The 22622-nt window shown below is 56.4% G+C and carries 11 protein-coding genes; 3 read left to right on the forward strand and 8 right to left on the reverse strand.

The window, feature by feature from the left end:
• Position 1 precedes the first annotated feature (1 nt).
• Together C1Y42_RS19590 and C1Y42_RS19595 are read right to left on the reverse strand one after the other, a co-directional pair.
• The gene (locus tag C1Y42_RS19590; protein WP_104094169.1) at positions 2-3625 is read right to left on the reverse strand and encodes a transporter substrate-binding domain-containing protein; all 3624 of its coding nucleotides are present in this window, start codon (positions 3623-3625) and stop codon (positions 2-4) included.
• 2 nt (positions 3626-3627) lie between these two features.
• On the reverse strand, positions 3628-4254 hold the full coding sequence (locus C1Y42_RS19595; RefSeq protein WP_104094170.1) for a response regulator: 627 nt from the start codon (positions 4252-4254) through the stop codon (positions 3628-3630).
• Between the two features lie 229 nt (positions 4255-4483).
• On the opposite strand from C1Y42_RS19595, the gene C1Y42_RS19600 reads away from it, so the two are divergent.
• Positions 4484-5104 (forward strand): hypothetical protein, encoded by a 621-nt coding sequence (locus C1Y42_RS19600; protein WP_104094171.1) that lies wholly within the window; start codon positions 4484-4486, stop codon positions 5102-5104.
• A gap of 176 nt (positions 5105-5280) precedes the next feature.
• Here the strand turns inward: C1Y42_RS19600 and C1Y42_RS19605 are convergent, their stop codons facing one another.
• Complete coding sequence (locus C1Y42_RS19605; protein ID WP_146068811.1) at positions 5281-5628, reverse strand: hypothetical protein; 348 nt, start codon at positions 5626-5628, stop codon at positions 5281-5283.
• Between the two features lie 348 nt (positions 5629-5976).
• Positions 5977-7161, reverse strand: a complete 1185-nt coding sequence (locus tag C1Y42_RS19610) for an NAD(P)/FAD-dependent oxidoreductase (protein WP_104094173.1) — start codon at positions 7159-7161, stop codon at positions 5977-5979.
• A 240-nt stretch (positions 7162-7401) separates the two neighbouring features.
• Between C1Y42_RS19610 and pitA the strand changes: the two genes are divergently transcribed.
• Positions 7402-8901, forward strand: coding sequence for an inorganic phosphate transporter PitA (pitA, locus tag C1Y42_RS19615; protein ID WP_021508108.1), 1500 nt, complete (start codon positions 7402-7404; stop codon positions 8899-8901).
• 78 nt (positions 8902-8979) lie between these two features.
• Here the strand turns inward: pitA and uspB are convergent, their stop codons facing one another.
• Entirely contained in the window at positions 8980-9315 is a 336-nt protein-coding gene (gene uspB / locus C1Y42_RS19620; protein ID WP_010618665.1) for a universal stress protein UspB, read from the reverse strand.
• A 422-nt stretch (positions 9316-9737) separates the two neighbouring features.
• On the opposite strand from uspB, the gene uspA reads away from it, so the two are divergent.
• Positions 9738-10175, forward strand: a complete 438-nt coding sequence (gene uspA, locus C1Y42_RS19625) for a universal stress protein UspA (RefSeq protein WP_104094174.1) — start codon at positions 9738-9740, stop codon at positions 10173-10175.
• A gap of 84 nt (positions 10176-10259) precedes the next feature.
• Here the strand turns inward: uspA and C1Y42_RS19630 are convergent, their stop codons facing one another.
• From C1Y42_RS19630 to rsmJ, 3 genes are all read right to left on the reverse strand, one after another.
• The gene (locus tag C1Y42_RS19630; RefSeq protein ID WP_104094175.1) at positions 10260-11150 is read right to left on the reverse strand and encodes an OmpA family protein; all 891 of its coding nucleotides are present in this window, start codon (positions 11148-11150) and stop codon (positions 10260-10262) included.
• A 73-nt stretch (positions 11151-11223) separates the two neighbouring features.
• Positions 11224-21360 (reverse strand): Ig-like domain-containing protein, encoded by a 10137-nt coding sequence (locus C1Y42_RS19635; protein WP_104094176.1) that lies wholly within the window; start codon positions 21358-21360, stop codon positions 11224-11226.
• 508 nt (positions 21361-21868) lie between these two features.
• Complete coding sequence (gene rsmJ / locus C1Y42_RS19640; protein ID WP_021508104.1) at positions 21869-22618, reverse strand: 16S rRNA (guanine(1516)-N(2))-methyltransferase RsmJ; 750 nt, start codon at positions 22616-22618, stop codon at positions 21869-21871.
• Positions 22619-22622: the final 4 nt, after the last annotated feature.

The raw sequence follows: 22622 nt of genomic DNA on the forward strand, positions 1-22622 counted from the left end.
ATCACGACGCCTGCAAATAATGCACTACCGACTGGTTCAGCGTATCCAGTTTCTCTTCCAGCAGGAGAAGCCCTTCGCGGATGACCTCCTGATCTTCAGCGCTTTGGCAGGCGCGCTCGATCTGCCCGCACAGATCATCGATCTCGCCGGCATAAATGATCTGCGCCGATCCGCCCAGCCGGTGCAGCGATGAAGCCAGCGCCGGCCAGTCCTGCGCATCAAAATAACGCCAGCACTGCTGCATATCGTTGCGGCTCTCCTCGCCGACCTTCTCCAGCATCTTCGCCACCATCGCATCGTCGTGATACACCATGGCGCGCAGCGATTCGAGCGACAGCAGCGAATCCAGCGCCGGCACTTCGGCGGCCGGCTCGTTGCTGCTCAGCAGCTCGGCCAGCTTGTCAATTTTCAGCGGCTTAAACAGGCAGGCGTTCATGCCCGCTTCCAGACAGCGCACGCGCACGTCCGATTGCGCATTCGCCGTCAGGCCAAAAATTTTCACCGCATTGCCGCTGCGGCGCAGGGTCTGCGTCAGTTCGATGCCGCTCATGCCCGGCATATTGCAGTCGGTAATGATCAGATCAAACGACTGGTGCACCAGCAGCGCCAGCGCCTCTTCGCCGCTGCTGGCTTCGCTGATCTGCTGACCCAGCTCGCTGAGCTGGCTTCGCAGCAGCAGGCGGTTGGCCGGATGGTCGTCGACCACCAGAATATTCAGCTGCGGCAGCGCACGGTTGCGCGCCACGCGGGTTTTCTCCAGCAGCTTGCGCGCCCGGCGTGCCGGCATCATCACGTTAAGCTGAATCAGCGTGCCGCGTCCCGGCTGGCTGTTGAGGTTCATGGTGCCCTGCATCTTCTCCAGCAGCTGGGCGCTAATCATCAGGCCAAGACCGGTGCCGGTCTGCTTGCGGCCCTCTTCGGTCTGGGCAAACGGCTGAAACAGTTTGGCTTGGTCGGCAGCGCTGATGCCCACGCCGCTGTCTTCGATCTCAATTTCCAGCTCCAGCGAACCGTCTTCCCACTCATGGCCGATCACCCGCACTTCCACGCCGCCTTCGTGGGTAAACTTGATGGCGTTATTGATGTAATTGGCGATCACCTGGCGGAAGCGCGCGGCATCGATAAACACTTCCAGCCCCGGCGGCGTGTCGCTGTGATAGTGCAGCGTCAGATTTTTGCCGCTGGCCATGCCGTCAAATAACCGCACCACCGGCAGCACCAGCTGCTCGGTGCTGACCCACTCCGGCATCAGCTCCAGCTGACCGCTCTCAATCTTGGCCATGTCGAGGATATCGCCAATCAGCCCCAGCAGCGTATTGGCCGACTCGTAGGCGATTTGAATGGCTTCGTTGTCGCGCTGTTTACGCCCTTCCAGTTCCAGCAGGCCGATGATGGCGCTGATCGGCGTGCGGATCTCATGGCTCATGGTGGCGAGGAACGAGCTCTTGGCGCGGTTGGCTTCATCCGCCACCTTTTTCTCCGCCTGCAGCGCCAGCATCAGCAGTTCGTAGGCGGTGACATCCTGCCAGCCGCAGATCAATCCGGTGATATTGCCCTGCGCATCGCGCTGCTCCTGCGCCCAGTGGTGCACCATGCGCGCTTCGCTGCCGTTCTCGATCTCAATTTCCAGATCCTGGGCAGTATCGCCCCACAGACTGTTGTGCGCCAGCGCCACCAGCTCCGGATCGTTGACCGCTTCCGGGCTCATCAGCGGATAGAGTTTGCTGATGAGCGGCGACAGCGGATGGCGCTGATCGTAAAGCGAAAAGCTCAGGCGCTGCGCGTCGACGCCGGCAAAAAAGCGCTGAAACGCACCGTTAGCACTGACCACGTTCCAGTTGCGATCCAGCACATAGACCGGCGTTGGCAGGCCATTCAGCAGAGCATCGCGAAAGCGCAGTTCAGCCTGCAGGTCAGCTTCAGCGCGACGGCGATGCTTCACCTCTTTGCCGCGATAGTAAACCCACGCCAGACAGGCGATCAGCAGCAGCGCGGTCAGCAGAGAGATGGCGTAAAACTGCGCGCGGTACAGCTGCCAGGTGGTGCGCGTGGTCTGTGGTGTGCCCTGCCAGCGGCTGGCAATCAGCGAGATTTCGCTCGGCTGAATGTCGGCCAGCGCTTTATCAATAATGCTCAGCAGCTCCGGCTGATCGCGACTGACGGCAAAGCTCAGCTCCACCGGCGGCAGCGCCAGACGCGACACGATCTTCAGCGGCTGCTGCGCGTAGCGCGCCAGTAACGTGTTCACGCTCAGCTGGTTATCGATCAGCCCGGCGACCTTGCCCTCCTGTAACAGTTGCAGCGCCAGGCTGGCGTTATCCACTTCAGACAGCTGCAGCGTGGGGAAGCGATCCAGCAGCGCCTGACGCGCCGGATTGCCTTTGACGATACTGAGCTTCATGCCGGGATAGAGCGCCTGCGGCGCATCGGGCTGGTCCGGCACCAGCAGCACCAGCGGCACCTTCAGGTAAGGTCGGGTAAAGCGCACTGCCTCCTGATGGCCGCCATCCTGCGCCACCGCTGCCAGCATCGCTACCTGATGCTGCTCCAGCTGCTGTACACCGTCACGCCACGAATACGCCGGCACCGGGCTGAAAAACAGCCCGGTGCGCAGCTGGATCAGATGCAGCAGATCAGCGCTGATCCCCTGAAATTCGCCCTGCTCATCCAGCAGCGCCAGCGGTGCAGAGAACGGATTGAACGCCACTTTCACCTGCGCATGCTGCTGCAGCCACTGCTGCTCGCGCGGCGTCAGGCTGAGCGGATCCTGCAAACGCCAGACGTCCGGCCGCTGCGTCCACTGCCGCGAAATCAGCCGATGCTGTTCGCCGGGAATAGCCGCGATGGCGGCATTCAGCGCTTGCAACAACGGCTGATTATCGGCTTTCACCACCAGACGGCTGCCGTACAGTGCGTCTTCCGGCAAAATCGCTGCCAGCGCCAGCTGATTGACATAGCTGCGTTCAATCAGAAATGCTGCCGCCAGCAGGCTGCCGAGCGCATAGTCCGCTTCGCCACTGGCCACTGCCGCCAGCGCCGCCTGGCTGGAGGGATAACGCACTATACTGGCCTGCGGAAAACGCTGTTTAATTTGTGCATCGGTCAAAAAGCCTTCGCGCATGGCGAGGCGCAGCGGCGCATCGTAGGGCACCGGCTGTGAGGCCTGCTTCTCCGCGGCGATCACCACCGGACGATTGATGAGAAAACTGTCTGTCGCTCTGAAGGCCGCCGCATCGTGCAGTTCGTGCCCCGGCGAGCTAAACAAGGCGTCCGCCGCGCCGCTTTTCACCGCTGCCTGCGCCGCCGCCTGGCTGGGATAACGCACCATCACCGCCTGCACGCCAAGATTACGCGCCAGCAGTTGCAGATAATCGGCGTAGATCCCTTCCACGCTGTTGCCGCTGCCCGCTGCCTCCTGAAAGATCAGATAAGGCGGCAGCTCCGGTGTCCACACCGCGATGCGCAGCTCATGTTTAATGCGCAGCCAGCGCCACTCGTCACCGCTCAACTCAATATGCATCGGTGCCAGCTTTTCACGGCTGAACAACTGAAATATCTCGGGCTGCGGCTGGGCGGCCAGCAGCGGGCTCAACAGCAGCAGAAGCAGGGTGACCAGGCGCAGCATCGCTACTCCATATGATTACGATTGGCGAAGGCAAAGAGATCGCGCAGGCTTTTGCAGTGCAATTTCTCCAGCAAACGGCCTTTGTAAGTTGAAACGGTTTTATTGCTGAGATTCATGCGGTTAGCAATGCGCATGTTATCCAGCCCCTTCAACAGGTAGTTAAATACCTGAAACTCCTGCGGCGAAAGCGACTCCAGTAGCCGGATATCGGGATGAGTGCTGCTCTGTTCCGGGGGTGCATTAATACCGGCTAACGGAAAGTAGCCATAACCATTTTGTGCCGCCCGAATTGCGGTGATGATTTCCGGCAAATTGTCTTTTTTACTGATAAAACCATTTGCGCCACAGCGAATACTCTGTATTGCATAGAAACTCTGATTCTTACCTGAGACGATAATAATAATACCCGGAAAACTCCTGGCGCGCAGATTTTTTACTACTTCAATACCATTTATCGAGTGAATATCAATATCCATTACGACGATTTCCGGGTAATGCTGATCAACCAGCTCGAGTGCTTCGCGACCATCATCAGTTTCGGCAATTAAGGTATGCCCTTCTTTTTCAAGTAAAAAAGTTACAGCCATACGCGCCATGGGATGATCGTCGACGACGATAAAGTTCGCCATGATTCATTTCCTGTCAGTAGCCAAATATAAACTTCCTCTATCCAACTATTAGACTAATAAATTCAACAAATAATCAATAATAATCAAATAACAAAACGTAGGCCACGTCCTACACGGCACCGATGAACAATCCCATATCTTTGTAAGAACATTAATCGTATGATCTTCATGTCGCAATTAATCACCCTGTAAACAATTTCACAAACCGTCATAAAATAAGAGCACAAAAATGGGAATGGATATTCTGTTCAACACTGGTGACGATAATAAATCAAAAAAAATCATTATTGCGCTAAGCTGCAATTTTGCACTGACGGGTTTACACGAGCTTTGCCGTTCACTCCCGGGATGTGAAGTGCAAACGATACTGGGTGCGCCAGAAGCGATATCAGATGAGCTCATGTTTAGTTATGCCGATTTAGTGATTACCGACCTGCCTCGTGATGCGGCAGGTCTGGCAGAGTTACTTCTCATTCCTGAATGGTTCAAAGGCAGCACGTTGATTTTATTGGATGAAGAAGCTAAGGCGATGCGTCGCACACTCCTGGATGCAGACTTCAGTGATGTAGTAATGAAAAAAGAAAAATTAACGACGCTGCATCAGGTAATACATAATCTGTTGCAAGCTAAACCTGAATCGGTTGAAGAACAGTTAATCGGGAAAAACGCCCTCATACGTGAAAAACGCGTCATTTGCGCTTTATTACGCGGAGTGAAACCGTCTTTGATTGCCCGAGAGATGGGACTGCACCCACGTGAAATCAGTCGTAGCAAAATTAATTGCCTGGCAAGAAGCGGTTTTTCATCGCTTAATGCCATGCTGGCGTGCGCATCAAGGACATCACAATGATGTCACTTTCAGTTAATAAAATTTTCTTGCGTTAACAGCGCTCGATTTTTAACACGGAGAGAATAATCCGATAACAACAAAATGCTAACTTTAACAGCGCGACACAATTTTGTTGAAGCAGTATCCTTCAGGCTTTAATTTCCCCTGCCATGGCGGTGTCCAAAACAAATCAGATGTTAAATACAACCTATCCATACATCGCCTGTCTGGTCGAACAGGAAGAATTTACCGGCTGCAGGGCTGATCACCAGCCTTAGCTTACACCTTTGCGGCTGCAGCTCCCCCAGCGCCAGCGTGCGCGCGTCATTGAAATCCGTCACCAGCGCCGGAAAATGCGCCATGCCGTTAATCTGCGCCCGGTACTCGCGCATCATGCCGCGTCGCAGGTGCTGCACATCGTTATTGAGCCAGCGCGGCAGGCTGTTCGCCAGCTGATGCGCGGCCACCGGCCCGCCGGTATAAGCCAGCAAACGCACGCGCGCCTGGCGCGGCGGCTGAATAAAGTGGTGAATGAACCAATCCATGTATGCGTCTTTCATCCCTGCGCTTCCCCTGTGCTGACCGGCTGGCCTCAGGCTATTTTAAGGACTGGCAGGTTTAAGGTTAATGAGACCTGGCCTACGCGCCGGTCAGTGCAGTCTGACAAATGGGGGAGATTCTTAGTCGTTTGGGTTTGGGTTTGCCCTCACCCCGGCCCTCTCCCGCAAGCGGGAGAGGGAGCGGTCCGCTGCGGGCGGGGAATGCAGTACGTAACATTTGTTAACCGGGAAGGCGCAGCGAGTGGAAATGTGAAAGGCATGCACCGGCCAGTTCCCTCTCCCGCTTGCGGGAGAGGGTTAGGGTGAGGGAAAAACCACTCGACTATTAAAAAATTAAACCGCCTGCGCGCACGCCCACGCCGAGCTCCACGCCCACTGGAAATTGTAGCCACCGAGCCAGCCCGTCACGTCCACCACTTCGCCAATGAAATAGAGCCCCGGCACATCACGTGCTTCCATGGTCTTAGACGACAGCTGCGTGGTATCCACGCCGCCTAGCGTCACTTCGGCGGTGCGATAGCCTTCGGTGCCGTTTGGCTGCACGCGCCACTGGTGCAGCGTGGTCACCAGCTCGCTCTGCTGCTTGCTGTTAAGCTGCTTCAGCGTCACGTCCGGAATCTGCTGCAGCTCCTGCAGCACTTCCACCAGCCGCTTCGGCAGGATCTTCGCCAGGCTGTTTTTCAGGCTGAGGTTGGGATGCGCCGCGCGCTGCACGTCGATAAAATCGTCCAGCGGCGTCTCAGGCGACAGGTTGACGGTGACAAACTCGCCCGGCTGCCAGTAGCTGGAGATCTGCAGCACCGCCGGACCGGACAGGCCGCGGTGGGTAAACAGCATCGCCTCTTTAAACAGCGTGCCGTCCTGAGCGGTGATGGTGGTCGGCAGCGCCACGCCGGAAAGTGTGTTCAGCTGCTCCAGCAGCGGCTTATGCAGCGTAAATGGCACCAGCGCGGCGCGCGTCGGATGGACGCGCAGGCCAAACTGTTCCGCCACTTTATAACCTAAAGGCGTTGCCCCCAGTCCCGGCATCGACAGACCACCGCTGGCGATCACCAGCTTGTCCGCACGAACCGCCGAGCCATTCAGCTGCAGCGTATAACCGTCGTCGTCGCGCGCCACGCTCAGCACTTCGCTGCGCAGTCGCAGCGTCACCTGGCCGGCTTCACACTCCTTCAGCAGCAGATCAACAATCTGCTGCGCCGAATCATCGCAGAACAGCTGGCCAAGAGTTTTCTCGTGCCAGGCGATGCCGTGACGATTAACCAGATCGATGAAATCCCACTGGGTGTAGCGCGCCAGCGCCGATTTGCAGAAGTGCGGATTATGCGACAGATACGCCGCAGGTTCGGTGTACAGATTAGTAAAGTTGCAGCGGCCGCCGCCGGACATCAGGATTTTGCGCCCCGCCTTCTTGCCGTTATCCAGCAGCAGCACGCGACGGCCCAATTGCCCGGCCTGCGCCGCGCAGAACATGCCGGCCGCGCCTGCACCAATGATGATAACGTCAAACTTTTCCACTGCCTTAACCCACCTGATTGAAAGGCGCTGATTGTAGAGATCTGCGGCTTTTCGCGCCAGCGACAAAAAATTGCCGTAAATGTGTCATATTGTAACTTGCTCATTTTGCGGTCTTTTTGCCATTAATTACCTGCCGGATGACAAATTTAAGACAAAAAAGAGCTATATTTTTCTTTCCCATAGCGCACGTTGTCGCAGATAATGCGCCGCGTTCATGTCCTCCAAAATGGCGTAACGTTTATGCTACATCTGTTTGCTGGTCTTGACCTAAGCACCGGCCTGTTATTGGTTCTTGCTCTGCTGTTTGTGTTGTTTTACGAAGCAATCAACGGCTTTCACGACACTGCCAACGCGGTCGCTACAGTCATTTACACCCGTGCGATGCGGGCGCAACTGGCGGTTGTGATGGCCGGTGTGTTCAACTTCTTAGGTGTGCTGCTTGGCGGTTTGAGCGTGGCCTATGCCATCGTGCATATGCTGCCAACCGATTTGCTGTTGAATGTCGGTTCGGCGCATGGGCTCGCCATGGTGTTCTCCATGCTGCTGGCGGCGATTATCTGGAACCTCGGTACCTGGTATCTCGGCTTACCGGCGTCCAGTTCGCACACGCTGATCGGCGCCATCATCGGTATTGGTCTCACCAATGCGCTGATGACCGGCACGTCGGTGGTGGATGCGCTGAACCTGCCGAAAGTCATCAATATTTTCCTCTCCCTGATTCTGTCACCGATTGTTGGTCTGATCATTGCGGGTGGCCTGATTTTCCTGCTGCGTCGCTACTGGAGCAGCACCAAAAAACGGGCTCGCATCCACATGACGCCTGCTGACCGCGAGAAGATCGACGGCAAGAAAAAGCCGCCTTTCTGGACGCGTATCGCGCTGATTGTCTCCGCCATTGGCGTGAGCTATTCGCACGGTGCCAACGACGGTCAGAAAGGCATCGGCCTGATCATGCTGGTGCTGATCGGTGTCGCGCCGGCGGGCTTTGTGGTGAATATGAATGCCTCCGGTTATGACATCACCCGTACGCGCGACGCGGTGAATCATCTGGAGCAGTATTACCAGCAGCACGGCCAGTCGCTGACGCACATCGTGCAGATGGCGCCACCGGCAGTGCCGACGCCGGAAGAGTCGCTCGGCGGCCCGCAGGAGTTCCATTGTGATAGCTCCCGTGCGCTCGATGCGATTAACCGTGCGCAGGGTCTGCTGGGTAACCTGCAGAGCTACAGCGATCTCACGCCTGACCAGCGCGGTCAGATGCGTCGTCTGCTGCTGTGCATCTCCGACACCGCGGACAAAGCCGCTAAGCTGCCGGAGACCAGCGCCGACGATAAGCGCTTCCTCAATAAGCTGAAAGGCGATCTGCTTGGTACCATCGAGTATGCGCCGGTATGGATTATCGTGGCGGTCGCGCTGGCGCTCGGCATTGGTACCATGATTGGCTGGCGCCGCGTGGCGACCACCATCGGCGAGAAGATTGGTAAAAAAGGCATGACGTATGCGCAGGGCATGTCGGCCCAGGTAACGGCGGCGGTGTCGATTGGTATCGCCAGCTACACCGGGATGCCGGTTTCGACCACGCACATTCTGTCATCGTCGGTTGCCGGTACCATGCTGGTGGATGGCGGCGGGCTGCAAAGCCGCACCATCAAAAATATCGCAATGGCCTGGGTATTCACCCTGCCGGTGTGTATTTTGCTGTCTGGCTCGCTGTACTGGATTGCGCTGAAGCTGATTTAACGCTTCAGCGTTGCAGGGTTCTGTCGTGGTGCGTTGCGAATACAACACAGCGCGCCGCGACAGAACCCGCTCCCCTTCTCAATGCCAAATCGCTAAGGCGATCAGACTCACCACCACCAGAAAACACAGCCCGCTGGTCAGAACAAACTGACCGCGTACCCGCTCGCAGCGACGAATAAATTCATCGTCGTGATGATCGCGATAGCGTTTCTCCCAGATATAGCGCACCAGCCGCACCTGCTTGCTCGGCTGACCGTGGGACGTAAAGAAACCGGCACCATCAACATACTGATACAGCAACGGATCGCACCCGCGCAGCACCGCCAGCAGTGAGCGCAACGATGAGAAGTAACGCGCCATATTCACCAGACAAACCACACACAGAGCCCAAAAAAGCGCGATAGTGCTGATCATGTTCCCCTCCCGGCTGGAGCCGCAATGACGTTACCTGCAGCGGGGAAAAGCTGCAGACGCCCCACGGGAAATAAGCCAGCCACAGATGAATCGAATTGCATTGTTGTTATGCGGACCTGAGCGCGCTACCCGGACGGGAGTGGCCCTCATTTTCAGTGTAGGAGATCTGTTTAAATTTTTTCCAGCGATGATTTTCGTTCAGCGCGAGCGAAAAAAGCGATAACCCATGATCTGACTCACAGCCGGGCTTCGGTTTGCAGCATTTGCTACCCACTCTGGCTATACTCGGGATATAACAATTATTCGCCTGCGTGGCTGACATTGTGGTTGGTGGCGCTTCATCGCCGTTACGCGCAAAGGATTACGCCAGCCGAACGGCAGAAATTCGGGTTGCCCCAGAATCTTGAGAAAGGAGTTTTATCATGGCTTATAAACACATCCTGATTGCAGTAGACCTTTCCCCGGAAAGCCAGTTACTGGTTGATAAAGCGGTATCACTGGCCCGTCCTTATGATGCAAAAATCTCGCTGATTCACGTTGATGTGAACTATTCAGATCTCTACACCGGGCTGATTGACGTCAACCTCGGCGACATGCAGAAGCGTATTTCGGAAGAGACGCACACCGCGCTGCGCGAGCTTTCCACCAATGCCGGTTATCCGATTAGCGAAACCCTGAGCGGCAGCGGCGATCTCGGCCAGGTGCTGGTGGACGCGATTAAAAAATACGATGTCGATTTGGTGGTGTGCGGCCATCATCAGGATTTCTGGAGCAAGCTGATGTCGTCGGCGCGCCAGCTGATCAATACCGTGCATATCGATATGCTGATTGTGCCGCTGCGCGATGAGGAAGATGAATAACCAGTAAAAAAGCCCCTCGGACCGAGGGGCAAAAGACTGCAATAACAGAACAACTACAACATGGCTTAGGGAAATTCCTGACGCTTACGGCTGTTGGTTCAGCGCCACCCGCACCACGACCCGGCGATTCGGCGCGTTACAGGCAATCTGTGCGGCGCGCGATCCTTCACAATACTCCACCACCGGTTCACTGCTGCCCGCACTGCTGGCACGGATCACCGTGGCCGGCAGGCCGCCGTCAATCAGCATCTGGCGTACCGTAGCAGCGCGCTGCTGGCCGAGCTGGCGGTTGGCGCTGGCGTTACCAATCGGGTCGGTGTGACCAATCACTTCCAGGCTCTTCAGCTCGGCGCGATCGCGCTGCAGCTCGGCAATCAGCGCACCGACCGCGCGGCGGCCGGCGGCGGAGATATCGCCAATGGACGATTTGCCAAAGTTAAACAGCACGTCACCGGCCAGCACGTAGTCTTTGTAGCTGCGCGGCGCCAGGTTGTCACACTTCACTACCGATGACGCACGCGACAGCGCGTGGATCTGCTGCTGCGCCCCGTTGAGTTCCCGCTCCGCCTGCTGGCGGCTGACTACCTGCGGCTGGCCGGTAGTGACGTTGCCGAGGCGCACAAAGTAGGTGGTGCCGCCGGCAAAGTTGTCGCGCCACGCCTGGGCGCGCTTACCGCTGTAGCGCGGCGCGTCTTTCATGTAGTTATCCAGCGAGTGGCTGCCCGGTTTGAGGCAGAAGACGCTGAAACCGCCCGGCAGCAGCGCGGTCTGGAATTCGCCGTCGACATAGACGTGCGCCGCATCGTTGCCCGACTGCGCCAGTGTGCGGTAATAAACCACCTGAGTCTGCGATGCCGGTACGCCGCTTACCGGCTGATACAGTTCGCCGAACGGTTTTGCCGCCAGCGCGCTGTGGCTGAGGGTGACTGAACCGGCCAGCAGTGCGGCCAGCAGGGTAAGGCTGAAAGTTTTCATAACTCCTCCACGGGTGCCCAAAAGGGCACCCGATTAGTATTGATGGTTAACAGATTAAAAAAGCCACGGCTGATTAATGATTATCCAGTTCGACTTTTACCCCCTGCTGCACCAGCAATTCACCTTCCACTCCACTGTGACGATAAACGTCGTACACCTGACCGCCCTGGGTAATCGTGCCCGCCACCTGCAACCAGTCGCCGAGATCGGTGCCGTCTTTGAGAAGATCAGATAGGACAATTTCCTTATTTTCGGCATCATTAATGATTAAGCGGGAATCCGTGTTTAAAGTTATGTCATCTTCAATAATTTTTATAAAATCAGAGAGATCGATGTTACCTAAGTTTTGTTGGATAATAAGTTCATTCTCATCGTTAGCGATTGGATGATCTTCTGACTCTTCCACTGCATAAGCGTCATCAACAACAGGGGCAATTTCATTATTTGAAATAGATGACGTATGAGTAGTTATATTTTTCCCCCAACTAAGGTCATCCAATCCTAAACTAGACGGATCTTTGCTTGTTAACGTAACTTCTCCAATGAACGTTCCTGCAGGAGCAACGTAATCAAAGTATACTTTCCCTCTGTAATCATACGATTGTATTCTTGTGTCTTTTATTAAATTTCCTTGAGTGTCATAAATTTTTATGATGGCGGGTGCAGAATCATAACCTGCAAAAGTTCCCCACCCCGACACAACAAAATGGACATCCGTTGTTGCGCCAAATTTTAAAGTCAATAAATCATCATTTACCTGTAAAGAATTGCTCGAAAAAGCGTTCCCCCCCCCACCTGCAGCAATGACTACTACGTCCCATTTCCTGGTAACAATCAGCCCATTGCCGAAGTCATGAGATTTTCCGTGCCTTCCAGCGGAAATGCTATTAAAGTTTTCAAAGCCTTGCGTAAGAATTACATCAGGTCCAATCTCAATCTCCCTGCTTACCGATTTTGCGGCATTACCCGCCTTATCTGCTGCCTGTACATAGAAACTGTGCGCACCATTACTTAACGCCGGTGACGGCGTAAAGGTCCACTTACCATCCGCCCCCGCCGTCACCGAGCCCAGTTTGGTACTACCATCATAAATGGTCACCACACTGTTGGCTTCCGCTTTGCCTGACAGGGTTGGCGTGGTGTCATCGGTTTTACCGCCGTTAGCCACGTTACCGGTTTTGCTGCCGGCGTTGTCATACACCGTATCGATGGTCGGGGTGCTGATGACCGTATCAACGGTAATATCCCACGCCACAGCCTCGCCGCTGCTGTTGCCGGCGCTATCGCTGGCTTTGGCGCTGATGTGGTGCAGTCCGTCCGACAAGTCACTGAGCGGGACGAAACTCCAGTTGCCGCTGCCATTGGCGCGGGTGCTGCCCACCGCTATACCATCAATATAAATCGTCACCAGGCTGTTAGCCTCGGCGGTGCCGTTGAGGGTCGGCCGCTTGTCGTCAGTGAAGCCATTTTTATCGATGTTGCCCTTAATGCTGCCGACATCATCTTCAATGGTGACAATGACCGGTGCGTTCGGTGCCACGGTGTCTACGGTAATGTTCCACGCCGCGGTCTGGCCGCTGGTGTTGCCCGCGGTATCGGTGGCGGTGGCGGTAATGCGGTGCAGGCCATCGGTCAGATCGCTGCCCGGGGTAAAGCTCCAGTTACCGCTGCCATCGGTGCGTACGGTACCGGCAGGCGTACCGTCGATGTATACGGTAACGGTGCTGTTGGCCTCGGCGGTGCCGCTGATGGTCGGCCGCTTATCATCGGTAATGCCGTTGTTCAGCACATCACCGGTGATGCTGCCGGCGTCATCGTAGACGCGTACAATCGCTGGCAGGTTCGGCGCCACGGTATCAACGGTTATCGCCCACGGCTGGGTTGGGTAGCTGGTGTTACCGGCCGCGTCGGTGGCAGTGACGGTGAACTCATAGCGTCCGTCAGCCAGATCGCTGCCCGGCGTAAAGCTCCAGTTGCCGCTGGCATCCGCTTTCACCGAGCCTACTGCAACTTCACCAATGTAAATGGTCACCAGGCTATTGGCCTCGGCGGTGCCATTCAGCGTTGGTCGCTTATCATCGGTCGTGCCGTCGCGCTGAATCGGGCCGGTCACGCTGCCAACGTTATCCATAATGCTGGTGAGCACTACCGGATTCGGTGCCTGGGTATCGACAATCACCGGCCAGACGTCAGACGGTGCCGAGCTGTTGCCCACCGGATCGGTCATCACCACGGTGAAGTTGTGCGTACCATCGTTAAGCGGCGTAGTCGGGGTAAAGCTCCAGCGCCCGTCGTTACCAACGGTGACCTCACCAATCGGCGTACCGTTATCGATGATGGTGACCTTATCATTTGGCGTACCGCGGCCAGACAGGGTTGGCGTGGTGTCATCGGTGTAGCCGCCTTTGCCAATTGGTCCCTGAACCGTGCCGACGTCGTCGCTGACGGAGTCAATCACGCCCTTGTTCGGCGCGGTGATGTCAATCAGCAGATCGAACTGGCTGGTTGGCTCACTTTCGCCGTGTGCTTCAGTGGTCGCCGTCACGGTCAGGGCGTGCGAACCTTCGCTGAGCGCTGTACCCGGCGTGAAGTTCCACTGGCCCTGCGCGTTAGCGCTTACCTGACCAATCAGCTTGCCGTTGTCATAAATTTTCACCAGCGCGTTCGGCGTCGCGGTGCCATACAGCGTTGGCGTGGTGTCATCGGTGGCCTGGCCGGAACTCAGATCGCCTTTGACACTGCCGGCGTTGTCTTCCACGCGAGTCAGCGCTACCACCACCGCAGAAGTATCGACGGTAAAGTCAATCGCCCCGCCAATTGGGCCCTGATTACCGGCGAGATCGACCGGCTGCGCGGTGAAGCTGTGCTTGCCATCTGTCAGCGGCGTGCCCGGGGTAAACGTCCAGTTACCGCTGTCATCGGCGACCGCTCTGCCCAACTCTTTGCCGTTGTCGCGCACAATTACTGTAGCGCCCGGCTCAGTTTTACCGCTAAAGGTCGGCGTGGCATCGTCGGTGGTCTCGCCGCTGCGAATCGGCCCCTGTACCTGGCCGACATCATCCGTCAGTACCGGATTGATGATGTTGCCTGGCGCCGTGGTATCCACTTCAATCGGATAGACGCCGGTTTCCGGGCTGACGTTGCCGGCAGCATTGGTGGAAGTCGCGCTGATGTTATGCACGCCGTCACGCAGATCGCTGGCTGGCGTATAGCTCCAGTTACCGTTGGCGTCTGCCGTTACCGTGCCCAGCTTAATGCCGTCTGCATAAAGCGTAACGAGGCTGTTCGGCTGTGCGGTACCGTTAATGGTTGGTCGTGCATCGTCGGTGACGCTTCCCTTCTGCACCAGGCCCTGAATGTCTCCTACGTTATCCATTACGCTGGTAATCGCCGGCGCATTCGGCACACCGCCGCTGATCAGGCCAAACTCAAACTTGTCTGACGACTCGCTGACGTTACCAGCGGCATCTACCGCTTCCGCTGTCAGCGCATGGGCACCGTTGGCCAGCGGTAACGGTGGCTCGAAGCTCCAGTTGCCTTTGCCGTCAGTGCGGGTTGAGCCTATCAGCACGCCATTGTCATAAATATTCACCAGACAGTCGGCTTCAGCGGTACCGCGTACCGTCGGTGTCGCATCATCAGTGGTGTCGCCTGCAGCGATTGGTCCACGGCGATCGCCCTGATCGTCATACACTTCAGTGATCGCTGGCTTATTCGGTGCCTGCGTATCCACATTCACTACATAAGGATCCGACGGCTTACTGCTGTTGCCCGCCGGGTCGGTGATCACGGTTTCAAATTTGTGCTCACCGTCGTTGAGCGGAGTTTCCGGCGTGAAGGTCCACTTGCCATTCTCGCCAATTACCGCGCTGCCGATGGTTTCACCGTTATCGATAATGGTTACCACGTCGCCCGGTTTACCGCCGCCAGTCAGCGTTGGCGTGGTATCGTCAGTCGCGCCGCCGTTGTCCACGGTGCCCTGCTCTGTACCCACGTCATCACGGACATCCTCAATACCCGCGTTGTTTGGCGCCGTGATATCAATAGTGATATCGAAGGCGGCTGTGGCCTCACTCTCGCCGTGTGCCGGCGTGGTGGCGGTCGCCGTCAGGCTGTGCGGCCCTTCGCTCAGCGCAACGCCAGGCGTAAAGCTCCAGCTGCCGTCTTTGGCTGCCACCGTGCTGCCAATCAGCTGGCCATTGTCGTAAATTTTCACCAGCGCGTTGCCGGTTGCGGTGCCTTTCAGGGTCGGCGTGGTGTCATCTGTCACCTGACCGGACGTGAGATTACCGGTAATGCTGCCCGCATCGTCATACACCTGAGTGATAGCAATCACCACTTTGGAGGTGTCTACGGTGAAGTCAATGGTGTCAGTTTCCGGCCCTTTGTTACCGGCCTTATCCACCGGCTGAACGGTAAAGCTGTGGTCGCCATCCGCCAGCGGCTGATCCGGCGTGAAGCTCCAGTTACCGTCTTTATCAGCTACCGCGCGACCCAGTTCATTACCGTTATCGCGCACGATTACCGTGGCGCCCGGCTCGGTTTTACCTTTAAAGGTGGGCGTCGCGTCATCGGTGATGTCGCCGCTGTTAATCGGACCCTGCACCAGGCCAACGTCGTCAATCAGCTGATTACCTTTGCTGGCTTCTGGCGCGGAGGTATCGATATCAATTGGATACGCCCCGGTTTCCGGACTGATATTACCGGCCGCGTTAGTGGCGGTAGCGGTGATGTTGCGCACACCATCCGCCAAATCGCTGTCCGGCGTGAATGACCAGTTCCCGGCGCCATCGGCCTGGGTGCTGCCCACAGCTTTGCCATCAACCAGCAGCGTAACGATGCTGCCCGGCTGGGCGGTACCGTTGATGGTCGGACGCGCGTCGTCGGTCAGACCGCCTTTCTGGATTGCACCCTGAATGTCACCTACGTTGTCCATCACGCCAGTGATAGCCGGTGCCGTTGGCTTACCGCCGGCTGCCAGCGAGAAGTCAAACTTCTCTGATGGCTCGCTAGCGTTGCCCGCCGCGTCGATCGCTTCCACGGTCAGCGAGTGTGCGCCGTTAACCAGCGGTTTGCCCGGTTCGAAGCGCCAGTTGCCCTGCCCGTCAGCGCGCACGCTACCGATCAGTTCACCGTTGTCATAAATCTTCACCAGGCTGTTGGCTTCCGCAGTGCCCTTCACGGTAGGAATGCTGTCATCGGTGGTATCACCGGATTTCAGCGCACCGGTGCGATCGCCCTGGTCATCAAACACTTCGGTAATCGCTGGCTTGTTCGGCGCCAGCGTATCAACAGTCACAATGTACGGATCGGACGGCTGGCTGCTGTTGCCGGCCGGATCGGTGATCACGGTTTCAAATTTGTGCTCGCCGTCGTTGAGCGGCGTTTCCGGCGTGAAGGTCCACTTGCCGTTCTCGCCAATTACCGCGCTGCCGATGGTTTCACCGTTGTCGATAATGGTCACCACATCGCCCGGTACGCCTTCGCCTACCAGCGTAGGCGTGGTGTCGTCAGTAATGCCACCGTTGTCGACCGGGCCCTGCACCGTGCCCACGTCATCCAGTACGCTATCAATACCGCCCACGACTGGCGGGGTCAGATCGATGGTGAGGTCAAAAGGTGACGACTCGGCGCTGGTTCCGGCGGCGTTTGTCGCCGTCGCCGTAAAGTGATGTTCACCTTCCGCCAGCGCAACATCCGGGGTAAAGCTCCACTCGCCTTTGTAGTTGGCTTTTGCGGAACCGATGAGCGTGCCGTTGTTATAGATGTGAATCAGCGCGTCTGGCGTCGCCGAACCGTTGAGGGTTGGCGTAGTGTCATCGCTGACCGCACCGCTGGTCAGGTTGCCTGTGACAGAACCTGCATCGTCATAAACGCTATTGATGGTCACCAGCACCGCAGAGGTATCGACAATGAAGTCAACTGGCTGGCTTTCCGTACCTTTATTACCGGCTTTATCAACTGGCTGCGCAGTGAAGCTGTGATCGCCATCCGCCAGCGGCTGGTCCGGCGTAAAGCGCCAGTTGCCGTCTTTACCGGCGACCGCGCTGCCAATCGGCTGGCCGTTGTCGCGGATAATAATGGTCGCACCCGGCTCGGTCACACCGCTGAAGGTAGGTTGCGCGTCATCCGTAGTGTCGCCGCTATTAATCGGCCCCTGAATGTCGCCAACGTCATCCGTCAGCTGATTGTCGCTGCTGGCATCTGGCGCGGTGGTGTCAATCACAATCGGATAGAGGCCAGTTGACGGACTGATATTACCGGCCGCGTTGGTCGCGGTGGCACTCAGATTGCGCAGGCCTTCGGCCAGGTCACTATCCGGCGTGAATGACCATTTGCCTGCGGCATCGGTCAGGACGGTCCCCAGCACTTTACCATCGGCATACACGGTGACTACGCTGTCCGGCTGCGCGGTACCGTTAATGGTAGGACGAACGTCATCGGTCACGCCGCCTTTTTCGATGGTGCCCTGCACATCTCCGACGTTGTCCACTACGCCAGTGATCGCCGGTGCGGTCGGCGCGCCGCCGGCCTCCAGCATGAAGTCAAAGCTGTCGGACGGTTCGCTAATGTTACCGGCCGCATCAACTGCTTCCACAGTGAGTGAATGCGCGCCGTTCAGCAGCGGTCGGGTTGGCGTGAATTCCCATTGGCCTTCAGCATTCGTGACAGCTGAACCCACCAGTTGGCCATTGTCATACAGGTTGACCAGGCTACCCGGCTCCGCTTCGCCGCGCACGGTCGGCTGGGCGTCATCCGTCACCTCACCCGGATTGAGTGCACCCTGCTTATCACCTTGATTATCATATACTTCTTTAATTACAGGTTTTTCTGGCGCCTGCGTATCCACGATAATGGTGTAATCGTCAGACGGTGAGGATTCATTACCTGCCGGATCGGTCACGATGATGCCGATATTGTGTTCGCCGTCTTCCAGCGGCTCTTCCGGGGTAAATTCCCACTTGCCATCGTCACCGATCACGGTGCTGCCGATTGGATTACCGTTATCGATGATAGTCACTACGTCACCCGGTGTGCCGCCACCGCCGATGGTCGGCTGCGTGTCGTCGGTTGATTCGCCGTTTTCGATCGGCCCGGTTTCGTTACCGACATCGTCAATGATATCGCCGATTTCCGGTTTCACTGGTGGGGTGGTATCCACGATGACAGTGTAAGGATCGGATGGTTCGCTGGTGTTACCCGCCGGATCGGTGATTACGGTTTCAAACTTGTGTTCACCGTCGTTGAGTGGTGTTTCTGGCGTGAATTCCCACTTGCCGTCATCACCGATGACGGTACTACCGATGGTTTCGCCGTTATCAATAATGGTCACCACGTCACCCGGCGTGCCGCCACCAACCAGCGTTGGCGTGCTGTCATCAGTCACCTCGCCGCTTTCGACGGGTCCCTGAACGCTACCTACGTCATCCTGCACCTCGTCAATGCCGTCGTTGCCCGGGGCAGTGATATCAATGATCAGATCAAACGGTGCGGTCGGTGCGCTGACGCCATTGGCTTCGGTCGTCGCCGTGGCGGTAAAGCTGTGTTCGCCTTCATTCAGCGGCTCCGCTGGTGTAAATGACCACTCGCCCTTGTAATTTGCCAGCGCGGAGCCAATCAGCTCACCGTTGTCATAAATATGGATCAGCCCACCTGGCGTCGCTGAACCATTGATGGTCGGCGTAGCATCATTAGTCACGCCACCTTTTTGCACGTAGCCAGCTTCGCCTGCGTCGTCATAGACGTTGATAATCGTCACTTCAACACCAGAGGTATCGACGATGAAGTCGACTGGCGCGCTTTCTTCACCTTTGTTACCGGCGTTATCTACCGGTTGTACGGTAAAGCTGTGATCGCCTTCGGCCAGCGGTTGTTCCGGGGTGAATGTCCAGTTACCGTCTTTGTCCGCGACAACGCGGCCAATTTCTTCACCGTTATCACGGATGATCACTACAGCGCCTGGCTCAGTTTTACCGTCAAAGGTTGGCGTGGCGTCATCAGTGGTATCGCCACTGTTAATTGGGCCCTGGATCGCGCCGACATCATCAGTCAGGGTGTTGTCGCCGCTATTTTCTGGCGGGGTAGTGTCAATGATGATCGGATACACGCCGGTCTGCGGACTGATGTTGCCCGCCGCATCGGTAGCAGTAGCGGACAGCTGATGTTCACCTTCCGCCAGGTCCACTTCCGGTGTAAAGCGCCAGCGGCCGTTTTCATCAGCTGTGGTGGTGCCCAGCAGCACATCACCGTCATAAACGGAAACGATATAGCCTGGCTGCGCCGTGCCATGCACGGTTGGGCGAGTGTCATCGGTGACACCATTTTTCGCGACGTTGCCCTGAATATCACCCACATCGTCCAGCACACCAATAATCGCCGGCGCGCTTGGCACACCACCGGTAATCAGCGTGAAATCAAAGCTGTCAGACGTTTCGCTGACGTTACCTGCCGCGTCCGTTGCTTCTGCCGTGAGAGAGTGTCCGCCATTGCTGAGCGGTTTGTTTGGAGTCAATTCCCAGTTGCCTGCGTCGTCTGCACGCGCGGAGCCAATCAGCACGCCATTGTCATAAAGATTAACAATGCTGCCAGCTTCAGCCTCGCCTTTTATGGTCGGGAGCGCGTCATCGGTCATATCGCCCGGCTGCAGTTCACCCTGCTGTTCACCCTGATTGTCGATAACCGCAACAATGCGCGGCTTATCCGGTGCCTGGGTATCGACAATAATGGTGTAATCATCTGAAGGTGCAGACTCGTTGCCGACCGGATCGGTGATGATGATACCGATGTTGTGCTCACCGTCTTCCAGGGGTTGTTCCGGCGTAAACTCCCACTTGCCGTCATCACCCACGACAGTGCTGCCAATCGGCTTGCCGTCATCAATAATGGTTACCACGTCGCCAGGCGTGCCGCCGCCGCCGATGGTAGGAGTCCTGTCGTCGGTGCTGCCGCCGTTCTCTACCGGTCCGACAATGCTACCCACGTTGTCAGTGACTTCACCAATGCCCGGATTTACCGGTGCCTGCGTATCAATAGTGATGATGTGAGGAGCAGAGGGCAGGCCGATATTACCAGCACGGTCGGCAGCTACCACGGTGAATGCGTGCTCACCATCAGCCAGTGCCGTTGCAGGGGTGAAGGTCCAGTTGCCGTTGGCATCAGTCAGTGCTTCACCGATTTTTTCACCGTTGTCGTAGATCGATACGGTACTGTACGGTTCCGCTTTGCCGGAGAGGGTCGGCGTATTGTCATCGGTGGCCTCGCCGTTGCCAATCAACCCGGTGAGCGAACCGTGATCGTCGAATACGCTGTCCAGCGTCGCCTGTGCTGGCGCTTTGAGATCGATAATTAGCTCAAACGGTTCGGAAGGCTGGCTGGTGTTACCCTTACCGTCGCGTTCAATCACCGTAAAGCTATGGTCGCCTTCAGCCAGCGCCGTGCCTGGCGTAAATGTCCAGTTACCGTCCTGATCGACAATGGCTTCACCAATTTTTGTGCCGTTATCCCAGATCTCAACAGTATTACCAGGATTGGTGCCGGTGCCGCTCAGAGTTGGCGTCGCGTCATCGGTATAGTCGCCGCTGGCCAGCGGTCCCTGAATGGCGCCCACGTTATCCGTCACCGCATCAATGGTTGCGCCTCGCGTGAATACCGGATCAGGCAGATTCCCGCCTTCACCCTCACCTGACTTACCGTGATCTTTTTTGTGATTGTGATAAATGATGCCTGCCGCTGCACCAATCGCGCTGAGTAAACCCAGGCCTAACAACATCGGATTAATCAGACCATTTTCGGCAATCAGCAGATTATCCAGCCCCGGGACGGAATCTGACCCGAGTACCAGCGCTGAATAATCGCCATCAGCAAGCGCTGCAGCTTCGTGATCATCACGCGCATCGGAAGCAATGTATTCATGGAAAGCGTTGTCTTCTGCTTTACCAACCAGCTGGCCGGGGTAGACAAAAAAATCCTCAATGATGAGGTCGGGTTTATCCAGATCGCCATCCTCCAGGATAACCCAGAGACTTTTGCCTACGCGCTTGACGGTGATGTTTTCAGGTGCAACACCCTTCTCACCTTCAGCAAGGATATATTTCCCATTGGCAATGGCTTTGATTTTTACCGGTTTTCCATTTTTACCGTTGCGAAGCACCTGCGCTTCGACAACCGTTTTTTTGTCTACTACGGCGACATTAACGGGGATGGCGTTCATAATTTATTTAGTCCATGTATTTTAATAATTACGCTAAACAACCAGGTTAGCGTTAAGAAATTTCCCGGATGAGAGAGCACAATGAAAGCCCCATCCTTAACGCGGAAATAATATCAACAAGGACCGCACTTTCTTATTGAGACATGTCGCAAAACAAATCCAGATAAAAAATACAGATAATTAATTTTATCAATGACTTAAATAAATATTAAGATTAATCTCTTAGGGGAAAAATCTTATATAGTCGGATGTTTATCAGTAATTTCACCCTTAAAAACAAAAAACATAAAAATAGCAACACTGATATCAAAAAAAAATAACGGAAATATACTTGATGGGTTAGCATAAGTCTGGAAGGAGTGAATTTCCGGGCGGAAGACAGTAAAGATATGAGTTTTAACCAGTTAACTTATGGCTATGCACAATCCACGTTATGCATCGTCATGATATGAAATTATATGGCTTGCAGCGACGCGATGATTCACGCCGCTAAGCCCATAGTGACTGCTTACGACAACGGCGGATAAATATCGAAACGGTGGCTTTTGGTCACCACCGCCGATTGGGTGGCGACGCCGGCCAGCGGCGGTGCGTAATCCGGGCGCTTCACCACGATGCGCTTCTTCGCCAGACGGCGCGCCGGTTCGAGCAGCGCATCGGCATCCTCATCCGGCCCCACCAGCGACTGAAACACCCGCATCTCCTTCTTCACCAGCGCGCTTTTCTGCCGGTGCGGATACATCGGATCGAGATACACCACGTCCGGTGCCGGCGTGATATCACTCAGCGCCTGCTGACTGACCACATGCAACAGCGTCAGGCGCTCGCGCAGCCAGCCGCCGATCTCCGCATCTTCATAACCACGCCGCAAACCATCTTCCAGCAGCGCCGCGACCACCGGATGACGCTCCAGCATACGCACGCGACAGCCCAGCGCGGCCAGCACAAAGGCATCACGTCCCAGCCCCGCCGTCGCATCCACCACGTCGGGCAGATAATCCCCTTTGATGCCCACCGCTTTCGCCACCGCTTCGCCGCGTCCGCCGCCAAATTTGCGCCGGTGCGCCATCGCGCCGGAAACGAAATCGACAAAGATGCCGCCGAGCTTCGGCTCGTCCACTTTACGCAGCTCCAGATGCTGCGCTGTCAGCACCAGCGCCAGCGTGGCGCTGTCGTCCTGCTCCAGCCCCCAGCGCTGCGCCAAATGTAATAAGGCGCCGTCTCCGGCGCCTGTTTCATCCACTAAACCGATCTTCACAAGC

The organism is Pantoea sp. ICBG 985 (assembly GCF_002928365.1).
Lineage (GTDB): Bacteria > Pseudomonadota > Gammaproteobacteria > Enterobacterales > Enterobacteriaceae > Pantoea > Pantoea dispersa.

Excerpts from the sequence above, each read along its gene's own strand:
- C1Y42_RS19590 (WP_104094169.1), bottom strand. The coding sequence starts at position 3,625 with ATGCTGCGCCTGGTCACCCTGCTTCTGCTGCTGTTGAGCCCGCTGCTG.
- C1Y42_RS19595 (WP_104094170.1), bottom strand. The coding sequence starts at position 4,254 with ATGGCGAACTTTATCGTCGTCGACGATCATCCCATGGCGCGTATGGCT.
- C1Y42_RS19600 (WP_104094171.1), top strand. The coding sequence starts at position 4,484 with ATGGGAATGGATATTCTGTTCAACACTGGTGACGATAATAAATCAAAA.
- C1Y42_RS19605 (WP_146068811.1), bottom strand. The coding sequence starts at position 5,628 with ATGGATTGGTTCATTCACCACTTTATTCAGCCGCCGCGCCAGGCGCGC.
- pitA (WP_021508108.1), top strand. The coding sequence starts at position 7,402 with ATGCTACATCTGTTTGCTGGTCTTGACCTAAGCACCGGCCTGTTATTG.
- uspB (WP_010618665.1), bottom strand. The coding sequence starts at position 9,315 with ATGATCAGCACTATCGCGCTTTTTTGGGCTCTGTGTGTGGTTTGTCTG.
- uspA (WP_104094174.1), top strand. The coding sequence starts at position 9,738 with ATGGCTTATAAACACATCCTGATTGCAGTAGACCTTTCCCCGGAAAGC.
- C1Y42_RS19630 (WP_104094175.1), bottom strand. The coding sequence starts at position 11,150 with ATGAAAACTTTCAGCCTTACCCTGCTGGCCGCACTGCTGGCCGGTTCA.
- C1Y42_RS19635 (WP_104094176.1), bottom strand. The coding sequence starts at position 21,360 with ATGAACGCCATCCCCGTTAATGTCGCCGTAGTAGACAAAAAAACGGTT.